The organism is Buttiauxella sp. WJP83 (assembly GCF_027594725.1).
GTDB lineage: Bacteria > Pseudomonadota > Gammaproteobacteria > Enterobacterales > Enterobacteriaceae > Buttiauxella > Buttiauxella selenatireducens.
This window is the reverse complement of sequence record NZ_CP110080.1, coordinates 932,279-945,269: the sequence shown is the minus strand read 5'-3', so window position 1 is coordinate 945,269 and position 12,991 is coordinate 932,279. Positions and strand designations below refer to the sequence as shown.

The window sequence follows — 12,991 nt, the reverse complement described above, 5'->3', positions numbered from 1 at the left end:
CTCCTTAGAAATAACCCTGGCGTTTTTTAAGCTCCATGGAGCCAGCCTGGTCGCGGTCAATTGCCCGCCCTTGACGTTCACTGGTGGTCGAAACCAGCATCTCTTCTATGATTTCCGGCAGCGTTTGCGCTTCGGATTCCACGGCACCGGTCAGCGGCCAGCAGCCCAGGGTACGGAAACGCACCATTTTCTGCTCAATCACTTCACCCGGCTGCAAATCGATACGGTCATCATCCACCATCAATAACATGCCATCGCGCTCCAGCACCGGACGCGGCGCGGCCAGATATAACGGCACGATGTCGATATTTTCCAGGAAAATGTATTGCCAAATATCCAGCTCGGTCCAGTTTGAAAGCGGGAACACGCGAATGCTTTCACCTTTATTAATCTGGCCGTTGTAGTTGTGCCACAGCTCAGGACGCTGGTTTTTTGGGTCCCAGCGATGGAAACGGTCACGGAACGAATAGATACGTTCTTTGGCGCGTGATTTTTCTTCATCCCGACGTGCGCCACCAAATGCGGCGTCAAAACCGTACTTGCTCAGCGCCTGTTTCAGCCCTTCGGTTTTCATGATGTCAGTATGTTTGGCGCTACCGTGTACAAATGGGTTAATTCCCATCGCCACGCCTTCAGGGTTCTTATGAACCAACAATTCAAAGCCGTAATTCTTCGCTGTACGGTCACGGAAATCGTACATTTCGCGGAATTTCCAGCCGGTATCAACATGCAGCAGAGGGAACGGAAGTGTGCCTGGATAGAAGGCTTTACGGGCCAGGTGCAACATCACCGATGAGTCTTTACCGATGGAATACATCATAACCGGATTGGAAAATTCGGCGGCAACCTCACGGATGATATGGATGCTTTCTGCCTCCAACTGCCGTAAGTGTGTGAGTCGTTTTTGGTCCATAACCATCCCTTAACCGAGGTTAGTACGGTGGGTCATGGCCCGCCGTTTAAATATTCATGGGGAGACTATACGGCGGTGGTTTATTTGTTATGAAATTACGAATTGGAATGAGTTGTTCCACAAAGGAATAACGTTGCGGGAAAGTAAATTACAAAATGTGCTTAACCAACGTGATAGCGTGGGTTTCAGAGGATTTGAAATTGTGTAACGTCCATCACAGTTTCATACTATACGGGCAAAAAATTTCCCATTTAAAAAGGACCCACTATGTTTTCCGCATTGCGCCAAACGCTTACCAGCCTGGCGTTAGGGATTTGCTGTACCTCACCGGCATTTGCAAACACTTCGCCACCAGGTGAAATCGCCGGACAACAAACGCGCCATATCGCCACGATGTTTCCAGGGAGAATGACAGGCAGCCCTGCGGAAATGATGGCCGCGGATTACCTCAATCAGCAATTTAGCCAACTTGGCTACCAAAGTGATATTCGCCGCTTTAACACCCGTTATCTGTACACCACAAAAGATGGTCATCAGAGCTGGCATAACGTCAGCGCAAGCTCGGTGATTGCTGCACGGGAAGGTACTAAACCACAGCAAATTATTATCATGGCGCATCTCGATACGTATTCGCCGCTCAACGATAACGATGTGAATAACAACCTGGGGGGTTTGACGCTACAGGGTGTGGATGACAATGCTTCAGGCCTTGGCGTGATGCTGGAACTCGCCACCCGCCTGAAAGATATCCCGACACGTTATGGCATCCGTTTTATCGCTACCAGCGGTGAAGAAATTGGCACCTTGGGTGCGGAAGATGTCCTGAAACGCATGACGGCCAGCGAGAAGAAAAATACGCTGCTGGTGATTAATCTCGATAATCTGATTGTTGGCGACAAACTCTATTTCAATAGCGGTAAATCGACGCCAACGGCCGTCAGTAAACTCACGCGTGACCGCGCATTAACGCTGGCGCGCCAGCTGCATATTCAGGCGACGACCAATCCAGGCGCTAATGCCAAATATCCAAAAGGTACAGGCTGCTGTAGTGATGCAGACGTGTTTGATAAAGCCGGGATCCCGGTGCTATCGGTGGAAGCTACCAACTGGTCACTTGGTAAGAAAGATGGCTATCAGCAACGGGCAAAAAGCAAAGCGTTCCCTGATGGAACCAGTTGGCATAATGCCTTGATTGATAACCAGCAATATCTGGATAAATGGCTGCCGCATCGCATCGAGAAACGCAGTCATGATGTCGTTCGCGTGATGCTGCCATTGGTGAAAGAGTTGGCGAAAGCGGGGAAATAAAGGGGGCGATTCCCGCAGTCAGGGGAATCGCATTAAATTACTCGTGCAGCCCACACTCGCGCTTCAACCCAAAGAAGCGCGTTTCTTCTTCCGCCATGCCTTCTTCCCACTTACGTGTGGTGTGGGTGTCGCCAACGGAAAGGTAACCCTGATCCCACAGAGGATGGTATTTCAGCCCGTTGGCGGTCAGGTACTGATAAACCTGCCGGTTGTCCCAGTCGATGATCGGCAGGATTTTAAACACTTCACGTTGGATCGCCAGCACCGGTAAATTCGCCCGGCTACCGGATTGTTCACGGCGCAAACCCGCAAACCAGGTTTGCCCGTTCAATTCACGCAGTGCCCGGTTCATCGGCTCAACTTTGTTGATGTCATTGTATTTTTCAATGCCTTCAACACCTTGCTCCCACAATTTTCCGTAGCGAGCTTCCTGCCAGGCCGCACTTTCCTTCGCACTGAATACTTTCAGGTTCAGCTTCAGCTTGTCGGTCAGTTCATCAATAAACTGGTAGGTTTCCGGGAACAGATAACCGGTGTCAGTCAGGATCACCGGAATATCCGGAAACTGGCGGGTGACTAAATGCAGGCTCACCGCCGCCTGAATGCCAAAGCTTGAGGACAGCACAAACTCGCCCGGCAAGTTTTCCAGCGCCCAGCTTACGCGCTGTTCGGCGGTGAGTTTTTCAAGCTGAGTGTTGGCCTCGGCCAACGCCATCACGCGTTCGACTTTGGGCAATTCGTTCAGCGCTTTTAAATCGAGTACCGACATACGTGCCTCGCTTGTTAATATTGACCCTCACCCCGGCCCTCTCCCTCAGGGAGAGGGAGAAAACCGAACACTCCCCTCTCCACGGGGAGGGAGAAAACCGAACGCTCCCCTCTCCAGGGGGGGGAGAAAACCGAACGCTCCCCTCTCCTGGGGAGGGAGAAAACCGAACGCTCCCCTCTCCTGGGGGAGGGAGAAAACCGGACGGTCCCCTCTCCTGGGGGAGAGGGTTAGGGTGAGGGCGAAGGGGAAAATTAGTCCCACAAATCCCGAGCGGGATCGAGCACCGGACGAATAATCCCGGCACGGATGGTGAAATCACCAAAGCCTTCATCCGTTTCACGCTCTTTCGACCAGCGCCCAACCAGTTCATCAATCGATGCCAAAATCTCGGGTTCAGTAATATTTTCGCGGTACATACGCGGAATACGTGTGCCGATTCGGTTGCCCCCGATATGCAGGTTGTAGCGCCCAGGCGCTTTACCCACCAAGCCGATTTCTGCCAGCATCGCGCGTCCACAGCCGTTCGGGCAGCCAGTTACACGCGTCACAATGTGTTCATCTGGCACGTGGTGTTTTTCCAGCACTTCTTCAACTTTAGTCACAAACTGCGGCAGGAAACGCTCAGCTTCCGCCATCGCCAGTGGGCAAGTCGGGAAGGCGACACAGGCCATCGAGTTTTCACGTTGTGGCTTCACCGCATTCATCAAGCCGCTTTCTTTAGCAATTTTCTCAATCGCCGCTTTCTCAGAAGCAGGAACCCCTGCGACGATCAGGTTCTGGTTCGCGGTAAGGCGGAAATCACCTTTGTGGATCTTCGCGATCTCCATCAGCCCGGTTTTCAGCGGACGATCCGGATAATCCAGAATACGGCCATTCTCGATAAACAGCGTCAGGTGCCATTTATCATCAATTCCTTTCACCCAACCAATGCGATCGCCACGTCCGGTAAATTCATACGGTCGAGTCGCCTCAAAGGTGATACCCGCACGACGCTCAACTTCAGCTTTGAACACGTCAACGCCAACGCGCTCAAGGGTGTATTTAGTTTTTGCATTCTTACGGTCGGTACGGTTGCCCCAGTCGCGTTGCGTGGTGACAACGGCTTCCGCGACCGCCAGCGTGTGTTCCAGCGGAATGTAACCAAACTCGCTCGCGGTGCGTGCATACGTCGCTTTGTTACCGTGTTCAATAGACAAACCACCGCCCACCAGCAGGTTAAAGCCCACCAGCTTGCCGTCTTTGGCGATCGCGATGAAATTCATGTCATTGGCATGAAGATCGACGTCATTTTGCGGCGGCACCACAACGGTAGTTTTAAACTTACGCGGCAAGTAGGTTTCACCGAGGATCGGCTCTTCATCGGTGGTGGCGACTTTCTCTTGATCCCACCAAATTTCAGCGTAAGCACGGGTGCGTGGCAGCAGGTGTTCGGATAGCTTTTTCGCCCACTCGTACGCTTCCTGGTGCAGTTCAGACTCCACCGGGTTCGACGTACACAATACGTTGCGGTTAACGTCATTGGCGGTGGCCAGCGCATCCAGCCCGACTTCGTGCAGCATTTCGTGAGCCGGTTTCACGTTCTTTTTCAGAATGCCGTGGAACTGGAAAGTCTGGCGGTTAGTCAGACGAATACTGCCGTAAATGGTTTTGTCTTCGGCAAATTTATCAATCGCACGCCATTGCTCAGTGGTGATGATCCCACCCGGCAGACGGCAGCGCAGCATCATGGCGTGGCGCGGTTCGAGTTTCTGTTCAGCACGTTCAGCACGAATATCACGATCGTCTTGCTGATACATACCGTGAAAGCGGATCAGCAAAAAGTTATCGCCTCTGAAGCCGCCAGTCAGCCCGTCCTGCAAATCTTCTTTAATCGTACCGCGCAGATAATTGCTTTCGCGTTTCAGACGCTCGGCGTCAGACAGCTTGCCTTCGACCACTAATGGTCCTGGGTGTTTTTCGCTCATTAGTAGACATCTCGCTGATAACGGCGCTCAACGCGCAGCTCACTTAAAAATTCATCGGCCGTTTCAGTGTCCATACCACCAAACTCGGCTACCACTTCCAGTAATGCATGCTCAACGTCTTTTGCCATGCGATTCGCATCGCCGCAGACGTAAATGTGGGCACCTTCTTTAATCCAGTTCCACAGTTCCGCGCCTTTTTCGCGCAGTTTATCTTGTACGTATATTTTGTGTTGCTGGTCGCGGGACCAGGCAAGATCGATGTTGGTCAGCAGGCCATCTTTGACGTAACGCTGCCATTCCACCTGATAGAGGAAGTCGTCAGTAAAGTGCGGGTTACCGAAGAACAGCCAGTTTTTACCCGTTGCACCGTCGTTTTCACGCTGCTGCATGAAAGCGCGGAACGGAGCGATACCTGTACCTGGGCCAATCATAATCACGGGTGTTTCTGGATTTGCTGGCAGGCGGAAGTTGTCATTGTGTTCAATGAACACGCGCACTTCGCCGTCTTCAGTAAGACGATCGGCCAGGAAGCCGGACGCACCACCGGTACGGGCACGGCCTTCGATGTCATAACGCACCACGCCAACGGTAATGTGTACTTCGCTTTCGGCTTCAGCTTGTGAAGACGCGATGGAGTACAGACGTGGCGTCAGCGGGCGTAGCAACTCAATCAGCTGTTCGGCGGTTAATTCTGCCGGAGCGTAACGCACCATATCGACAATCGGTGTGCTTTGCGCAAAGTGTTGCAGCTTGGTTTTATCACCCACTAAATCGAGCAGCGCCGCATTGCGCGTCACCTGCGCGTATTTCTCTACGATATTGGCGGTGTTGATGGTCAGCTCAAAGTGCCACTCCAGCGCTTCACTCAGCGACAGCGTTTTGCCATCGACCGTGACGCTCTCGTCGCCTTTTAGCCACAGTAATTCAACCAGTTCTTTTACCAGTGCAGGATCGTTTTGATACCAGACGCCCAGTGCGTCGCCAGGCTGGTAACGCAGACCGGAATCGCCCAGATCAATTTCGAAATGGCGCACGTCTTTTTCTGAATCACGGCCCGTTATTTTCTGATTCACCGCCAGTGACGCAATGAGCGGCGCTTCTTTGGTGTATGGGCTGGTGAAAACTTCGTTCACCACGCCTGTCGCGGTTACGGCTGCTTGTGCCGGAGTTTCTGCAGGTACACGAGATTTCAGAACATCGACAATTTTTGCACGCCATTGCGCTGCTGCGGGCTGGAACTCAACATCCGTATCCACGCGATCAAGCAGGCGCTCGCCACCAAGTTCCGCGAGTTTTGCATCAAAATCTTTTCCGGACTGGCAGAAGAATTCGTAAGAAGTATCACCGAGGCTAAATACAGCAAACGCGGTACCGTTAAGTTTCGGGGCTTTTTTCGAGAACAGGAACTTGTGCAACGCAACCGCTTCTTCTGGTGGCTCACCTTCGCCCTGCGTTGACGTCACGACAATCAGCAGTTTTTCCTGGGCTATTTGTTTGAATTTATAGTCGCCCGCGTTCACCAGATTGACGTTAAGTTTAGCGGCCAGCAGATCATCACGCAGCTGTTCGCTGACGCGGCGTGCGTTCCCGGTTTGGGAAGCTGAGATCAGTGTGATAGCCGGTACTTCAGCCGCAGTTGGCGTTGCCGCAGCAACAGTGCCCGGTTGTTGATTGATCATTCCCCAGAAATAGCCCGATATCCAGGCCAGTTGAGTCTGCGAGAAATCTGTTGTCGCCGCCTGGAGGCGTGCCAGTTGCTCCGGGGTTAGCGGCAGCAATGCGGTCGGTGGAGCCTGAGTTGTCATGCGTTGTGAGTTCCAGTAGCAAAAGGTCCGTTTTTAAACATCAACGGTAAAAAGCATTCATAGGGTAAGGTTAACCATCGGGATAATAACAATTAAAGAAGGGATAGAAATAACAAATAACAAAAACGACTAACCACTTTTACGGGTTATCCATAACGACAAAAGCGATTAACTAACATATTGAAAATTAAAAACAAAAATAAAAATTCTCGAAGATCATAATTTGAATTCGTCCTTCACTGTTTTAGCAAATACAGTAAAAACATACCCTGTATCAATCGAGTTGCAGGTAGGCGGCAAGGGAGCAAATCCCCAAGAGCTTACTAAAGTAAGTGACAGGGGTTTGTGAGTGCACCCAACACCCCTGCGACTTGAATGATGACGGGTATAGTCGTTTCCGGTACTATGCCGCGTTATTTTGAAAGAGACTCCATCATGTCCACTACCCTGTTTAAAGATTTTACCTTCGAAGCCGCTCACCGCCTGCCACATGTCCCTGAAGGCCACAAATGCGGTCGCTTACATGGGCATTCCTTTATGGTGCGTCTGGAAATCACTGGCGAGGTTGATCCGTATACCGGCTGGATTATGGATTTTTCTGAGTTGAAAGCCGCGTTTAAACCGACGTATAACCGACTGGATCATTACTATCTGAATGATATTCCAGGTCTTGAGAATCCGACCAGCGAAGTACTGGCGAAATGGATTTGGGACGAAATGAAACCGATTGTGCCGCTGCTCAGTGCAGTCATGGTGAAAGAAACCTGTACCGCCGGTTGCGTGTATAAGGGTTAAAAGAAAGGCACCGTAAAGGTGCCTTTCTCGTTTTAAGCGATATTTAAATATTTGTGCGTCTGCATCGAAAGCCGCCAGTTGCGGGCAATACAGGTTTCGATACACAGGCGCGTCGCGTCTTCTTTCTGGCTGATAGGCTGGAGCGCAATCACCCGTTTCTTGTCATCCACAAGCGTTGCCAGCAATTCGTCGAGCGCTTCAATATCACGCAGCCGCCCTACCGGATGCTTAATCTCGTCGGCACGTTCCAGGGCTTGAGATAGTACGTCGTAGCCGCCGCGCATATTCACTTTTGGGGAAACAGTTACCCAGGTATCTGCGGTGCAACGTACTTCGTGCGTACCGCTGGTTTCAATCTGGCAGCTATAACCGTGGTGCTCAAACAACGCGGTGAGCGGTGTGAGGTCGTGAATACACGGTTCTCCTCCGGTAATGACCACGTGGCGTGCGGTGTAATCCTGACGCTGGAATATCGCCAGCAAATCTTCTGCGCTGGCATTACCCCATTTATCGCTCTCTTTGGTTTTGGCGAGAATACTGAACAGAGAGACTTCACGATCTGCGAGTTTATCCCAGGTGTGTTTAGTATCGCACCACGCGCAGCCCACTGGGCAGCCTTGCAGGCGAATGAAAATGGCGGGCACACCAGTAAAATAGCCCTCCCCTTGCAGGGTCTGGAACATCTCGTTAATCGGGTACTGCATAGTCATCTCTGATAATTGTTCTAAAAAGTAATTATCGCAGATGTGGCGGTTGAGATCATGCGTAACGGTGTAACGGGTCCAATCAGGGGGAGACTGGACCCGTTACGGCTACCGCTACCTGACGGTCGCGATAGCGTTTACGAAGCGGCGCGTAATTTGTTGGGGACGGGTTATCGCCCCACCCACCACGACCGCATGAGCACCCAAAGCCAGGCAATGCGCAGCCATTTCAGGCGTTTCAACATTACCTTCAGCAATCACTGGCACATCAACGGCTGCCAGAACATCCCTGAGGAACTGGCAGTCATTGTGCGCAAGAATTTGCCCTTTTGTTTCTGATGTATAGCCATGTAGCGTCGTGCCGACACAATCAAAGCCGAGTTCAGCCGCTACTCGTGCTTCATCAACAGTCGCAATATCCGCCATTAATAAAAGATCGGGATACTTCTGGCGAATAGCGACGACCAGGCTTTGCAAATCATGTGCACCTGGACGCTCATGTCCTGTGGCATCCATCGCAATCATCGCCGGTTTTGCGACCATCAGCTCATCCACTTCTTTGAGTGTGGCAGTGATGTAAACATCACTGCCCGGATAGTCACGCTTGATGATGGCAATAACCGGTAAATCAACGGTATCCATAATGGTCTGTACATCAATAAGACTGTTCGCACGAATTGCCGCAGCCCCACCCTGCGCTGCCGCCAGCGCCATTTTCGACATGATAAACGGGCTATGTAGCGGCTCGTTTTCCAATGCCTGGCAGGAGACAATCAGTTTTCCCTGAATTTGTAACATCATGGATGGTTTCATAAGGCTAGCAGTTCCTCTACTTCGTTTTTAATGATGGTGACATGTGGGCCGTAAATAACCTGCACGCCATTGCCGCGTTTAATAACGGCGCGGGCTCCTGTTTCTTTCAACAGAGCTTCGTTGATGAGTTCACCGTCGTGCAAGGTGACGCGCAGCCGTGTGGCGCAGCAATCAAGCTCAACAATGTTTTCTTTGCCACCGAGTGCCACGATGACTTGTGTTGGACGTTCGCCTTCAGCAACCTGGACGTTGCTTTCACTACCCGCATCCTCACGGCCTGGCGTTTTGAAATTAAAACGAGTAATCACAAAGCGGAACGTGAAGTAGTAAAGGAAGAACCACGGGATCCCGACCAGCGGCACGTAAAACCAGTGAGTTTTTGCCTCTCCTTGCAACACGCCAAACAAGATGAAATCAATAAAGCCGCCAGAGAATGTCTGACCGATGGTGATGTGCAGGATATGCGCCAGCATGAATGCCAGGCCATCGAACACCGCGTGAATCACATACAGTACCGGTGCAATAAACAGGAAAGAGAACTCGATGGGCTCGGTAATACCGGTTAAAAATGAGGTCAACGCAGCTGACAGCAGTAAGCCTGCCACACGTTTGCGGTTTTCCGGTTTAGCGGTGTGATACATCGCCAGGCACGCACCAATCAGGCCGAACATCATGGTAATGAAGCGCCCGGACATAAAGCGTGACGTTCCGACATAAAACTGCTGAGTGTTCGGATCCGCCAGTTGTGCGAAGAAGATACGCTGGGTTCCTTCCACCAGATGACCGCCAACAATCTCGGAACCACCCAGCGCTGTCGTCCAGAATGGCAGGTAGAAAATATGATGCAGACCGAACGGGCCAAGCATCCGCAGGACGAAGCCGTAAATAAAGGTACCCAGATAACCTGTAGCATCCACCAGGCCACCCATACCAAAAATGAGTTTCTGGAAATGAGGCCAGATGATGGTCATTGCGGCGCCGACCAGAATGGCCACCAGGGAGCTGATAATCGGCACAAATCGTGAGCCGCCAAAGAATCCGAGGAACTGCGGTAGCGCAATTTTGTTATAGCGATTGTGCAAAAGGGAAGTGACAATCCCGATGACCACGCCACCAAATACCCCCGTTTCAAGGGTCTGAATACCCAGCGCCATCCCCTGCCCAACGGCACCAGGGTTAGTTGCAGCCAGTGTGCCACTCAGGGTGAGTAACGCGTTGATGGTGGCATTCATCACCAGATAAGCCAGTAACGCCGCAAGCCCCGCAGTCCCTTTATCACCCTTCGCCAGGCCAACAGAAACCCCAACGGCAAACAGCACGGCCAGGTTGGCAAAAACAATTGAACCTGCGCTTGCCATGATCGTGAAAATGCCCTGTAACCAGGCGACATCTAAATAGGGATAAGCCGCTACGGTGTTCGGATTTGATAACGCCCCGCCGATCCCCAGCAAAAGCCCAGCAGCAGGAAGTACGGCAATGGGTAGCATGAAGGACTTTCCGAAACGTTGCGCTTTTTCAAACCAGCCCCCTGATGAGGCTCCACTAAAGACTGACATAAATTTTCTTCCTGCTGAGTTGTTGTGGTGAAAATTATTACCACAACAAGAAGAAATCACTGAAAATTATTACCACCAGTAAGATCCAGCTCACAATTAATCGAATCTGCTAGTACTCCAGGGGGGCTTTACTCCACACTATGGGCAGTTTGAATCAGGTTGTGAGATGAGTCCGATGACAGAGAATGGGAATTTATTACTGCACTTGCGCCAGGGTTTGCCAGGCTTTAGCCCAACATTGCAAAAGCTGGGGGATTACATCCTTTCACAACCTCAGAAGGTGCTGTATCTGACCATCACCGAGCTTGCCCGGGAAAGCGAAACCAGCGAAGCAAGCGTCACTCGCCTGTGTCGCCATTTAGGCTGTAAGGGATACACCGAGTTCAAGATGGCCTTAGCGCTGGATGTTCAGCAACAACAACCCCCTTCCCCCGCAAGCGAAGACAGCATTGACGAGCTGGTGGAGGGGTCGGTGCAAGCGCTCAGAGATACCGGAAAGCTCCTGAACCGCGATGTTCTGCAACAGGCGGGAATGGCCCTGCACGAGGCGGCTTCCGTGCAAATTTATGGTGTCGCAGCCAGCGCTATCATCGGTGACTATTTGCACTACAAATTACTGCGAATGGGCAAGTATGCGCAGCTGTACAGCGACATGCATCGTGCTGCAATGAACGCAACTACGCTTAGCGAGCGAGATTTTGTGGTGGTCATTTCCAGTTCGGGTTCCACCAAAGATTTGCTTCATGTGGTGAAGCTTGCCAAAAAACGCCAGGCCCGTGTTTTGCTACTGAGCAATACTCTGCGTAGCCCACTTGCCGATCTCGCTGATTTATTGCTGGTCGCAGCAAAACCTGAAGGTCCGCTGAGTGCGGGAGCGTTAGATGCCAAAGTGGGCGCTATGTTACTGGTGGAAGTGTTAGTCAGTGATCTGGCAAACCACGATAGCCGGTACGCAGCCACCAGTCAGCAAACGGCCAGTGCAACACTGCCACTGCTTATCTAATTGTAGAAAACCCAATCCTGACAAGCGCAATAACCTGTTATTTGTAAAGGCTATTGTGCTTACCATCACAACAATCACCCTTCCCTTGCCAGTAAGCCACTCGGCTTGATCATCGTCATGTTGCCAATCATTTCCCGCTTTTAGCATCAGAGTGCAGCACTCTCTCACTGACATAAGGAAATGATTTATGGAAGGTTCTGTTGATCCCAAAAATGCACGTGTTGGACCTGGTGCCTATGTCGCTTTGCTCTTCGCGATGCTGTTCTTTTCCGGCCTATTGGGCGGTAAAGAATGGTGGGGTGTGTTTGACTTCACCACGCTAAACGGCGCATTTGGCAAGGTAGTGACCGATGTCACTCCGCAAGGCGATACCGTTGAAGTCGCGAAATCAGCATTTCGCGGAAAAGGCGGACACGGCGCAATGGATGGTTTTCTGTTCGCTTTTGGTCTTATCCCGGCCGTTATGTTCGCTCTGGGCATGATAAACGTGCTGGAACATTACGGCGCGCTGAACGCGGCCCGCAAACTGCTCACCCCTCTGTTACGCCCACTGCTCGGCATCCCTGGCTCTACCGGTCTTGCGCTGATTGGCAGCCTGCAAAGTACCGATGTTGGCGCTTCCTTAACGCGCGTATTAGCTGACGAAGGCCAAATCACGGAAAAAGAGAAAACCGTGTTCACGATGTTCCAGTTTTCTGCCGGTGCGATGATCACTAACTTTTTCTCATCAGGTGCTGTGCTGTTCACCTTGCTGGCCGTTGACGGGACACATGCCGTTCCAGCCTCAATTGGCTTGTGCGTTGCGGTGATGTTCATTATGAAAATTGTTGGCGCCAATCTGATGCGCCTGATTTTAACGCTCTCTGAACGTAAGCAAAGTGCCGAGGTGCAACATGGCTGAAACCACTAAACCGATGATCACCGATGTCTTTGTTGCCGGTGCTCGTAAAGGCTGGACCATCGCAACGACCAGCACTCTGCCTAACGTTCTGATGGCATTCATTATTATTTATGCGCTGGAACTTACCGGTGCGTTAGCAGGCATGGCCTGGCTATTTGGCCCGGTCATGAAAGTCTTTGGGCTTCCGGGTGAAGCAGCAGCCGTGCTCATTGGCGGTTGGATGTCGATGGGTGGCGGAATCGGTGTTGCTATCAGTCTGTTTGAGAAAGGTATTCTCACCGGTAGCCATCTGGCCATTCTCGCTCCCGCCATCTACCTGATGGGTTCACAGGTGCAATACGCAGGACGCATTCTCGGCGTTGTAGGCATCCCAGCCAAACGCATTCCTTTAATGATTGCCCTTTCGGTGCTGAATGCTTTCGGTGCCATGTTAATCATGCGAATTATGATTTAGGAGTTA

Annotated in this window: 12 protein-coding genes; 5 read left to right on the top strand and 7 right to left on the bottom strand. The window is 51.6% G+C overall.

Features of this window, described 5'->3' with window-relative positions:
* Window positions 1-4 precede the first annotated feature (4 nt).
* Window positions 5-913: a sulfate adenylyltransferase subunit CysD gene (gene cysD / locus OH773_RS04325; protein ID WP_183270429.1), complete on the bottom strand. Its 909-nt coding sequence runs from the start codon at window positions 911-913 to the stop codon at window positions 5-7.
* Window positions 914-1,180: 267 nt separating this feature from the next.
* Between cysD and OH773_RS04320 the strand changes: the two genes are divergently transcribed.
* Window positions 1,181-2,221 (top strand): aminopeptidase, encoded by a 1,041-nt coding sequence (locus tag OH773_RS04320; RefSeq protein ID WP_270143343.1) that lies wholly within the window; start codon window positions 1,181-1,183, stop codon window positions 2,219-2,221.
* Between the two features lie 37 nt (window positions 2,222-2,258).
* Here the strand turns inward: OH773_RS04320 and cysH are convergent, their stop codons facing one another.
* The 3 genes from cysH to cysJ all read right to left on the bottom strand — a co-directional run bounded on the left by cysH (window position 2,259) and on the right by cysJ (window position 6,759).
* On the bottom strand, window positions 2,259-2,990 hold the full coding sequence (cysH, locus tag OH773_RS04315; protein ID WP_270143341.1) for a phosphoadenosine phosphosulfate reductase: 732 nt from the start codon (window positions 2,988-2,990) through the stop codon (window positions 2,259-2,261).
* 251 nt (window positions 2,991-3,241) lie between these two features.
* Window positions 3,242-4,954: an assimilatory sulfite reductase (NADPH) hemoprotein subunit gene (gene cysI / locus OH773_RS04310; protein ID WP_270143339.1), complete on the bottom strand. Its 1,713-nt coding sequence runs from the start codon at window positions 4,952-4,954 to the stop codon at window positions 3,242-3,244.
* Complete coding sequence (gene cysJ, locus OH773_RS04305) at window positions 4,954-6,759, bottom strand: NADPH-dependent assimilatory sulfite reductase flavoprotein subunit (RefSeq protein ID WP_270143337.1); 1,806 nt, start codon at window positions 6,757-6,759, stop codon at window positions 4,954-4,956. The genes cysI and cysJ overlap by 1 nt, the downstream gene beginning before the upstream one ends.
* 435 nt (window positions 6,760-7,194) lie before the next feature.
* Between cysJ and queD the strand changes: the two genes are divergently transcribed.
* A complete protein-coding gene (gene queD, locus OH773_RS04300; protein ID WP_183270434.1) occupies window positions 7,195-7,554 on the top strand; it encodes a 6-carboxytetrahydropterin synthase QueD in 360 nt (119 codons plus the stop codon).
* A 32-nt stretch (window positions 7,555-7,586) separates the two neighbouring features.
* On the opposite strand, the gene queE is transcribed toward queD, so the two are convergent.
* The 3 genes from queE to OH773_RS04285 all read right to left on the bottom strand — a co-directional run bounded on the left by queE (window position 7,587) and on the right by OH773_RS04285 (window position 10,627).
* Window positions 7,587-8,258: a 7-carboxy-7-deazaguanine synthase QueE gene (queE, locus tag OH773_RS04295; protein ID WP_270143335.1), complete on the bottom strand. Its 672-nt coding sequence runs from the start codon at window positions 8,256-8,258 to the stop codon at window positions 7,587-7,589.
* A gap of 114 nt (window positions 8,259-8,372) precedes the next feature.
* Window positions 8,373-9,071: an N-acetylmannosamine-6-phosphate 2-epimerase gene (locus OH773_RS04290; protein ID WP_270143333.1), complete on the bottom strand. Its 699-nt coding sequence runs from the start codon at window positions 9,069-9,071 to the stop codon at window positions 8,373-8,375.
* On the bottom strand, window positions 9,068-10,627 hold the full coding sequence (locus OH773_RS04285; RefSeq protein ID WP_270143331.1) for a maltose/glucose-specific PTS transporter subunit IIC: 1,560 nt from the start codon (window positions 10,625-10,627) through the stop codon (window positions 9,068-9,070). Before OH773_RS04285 ends, OH773_RS04290 begins: the two co-directional genes overlap by 4 nt.
* Window positions 10,628-10,802: 175 nt before the next feature.
* Here OH773_RS04285 and OH773_RS04280 point away from each other — a divergent pair, with 175 nt between their 5' ends.
* From OH773_RS04280 to OH773_RS04270, 3 genes are all read left to right on the top strand, one after another.
* A complete protein-coding gene (locus OH773_RS04280; RefSeq protein WP_270145670.1) occupies window positions 10,803-11,630 on the top strand; it encodes a MurR/RpiR family transcriptional regulator in 828 nt (275 codons plus the stop codon).
* 187 nt (window positions 11,631-11,817) lie between these two features.
* Complete coding sequence (locus tag OH773_RS04275) at window positions 11,818-12,531, top strand: nucleoside recognition domain-containing protein (RefSeq protein WP_270143329.1); 714 nt, start codon at window positions 11,818-11,820, stop codon at window positions 12,529-12,531.
* On the top strand, window positions 12,524-12,985 hold the full coding sequence (locus tag OH773_RS04270) for a YjiG family protein (protein ID WP_183270439.1): 462 nt from the start codon (window positions 12,524-12,526) through the stop codon (window positions 12,983-12,985). Before OH773_RS04275 ends, OH773_RS04270 begins: the two co-directional genes overlap by 8 nt.
* The last annotated feature ends 6 nt before the right edge of the window (window positions 12,986-12,991 follow it).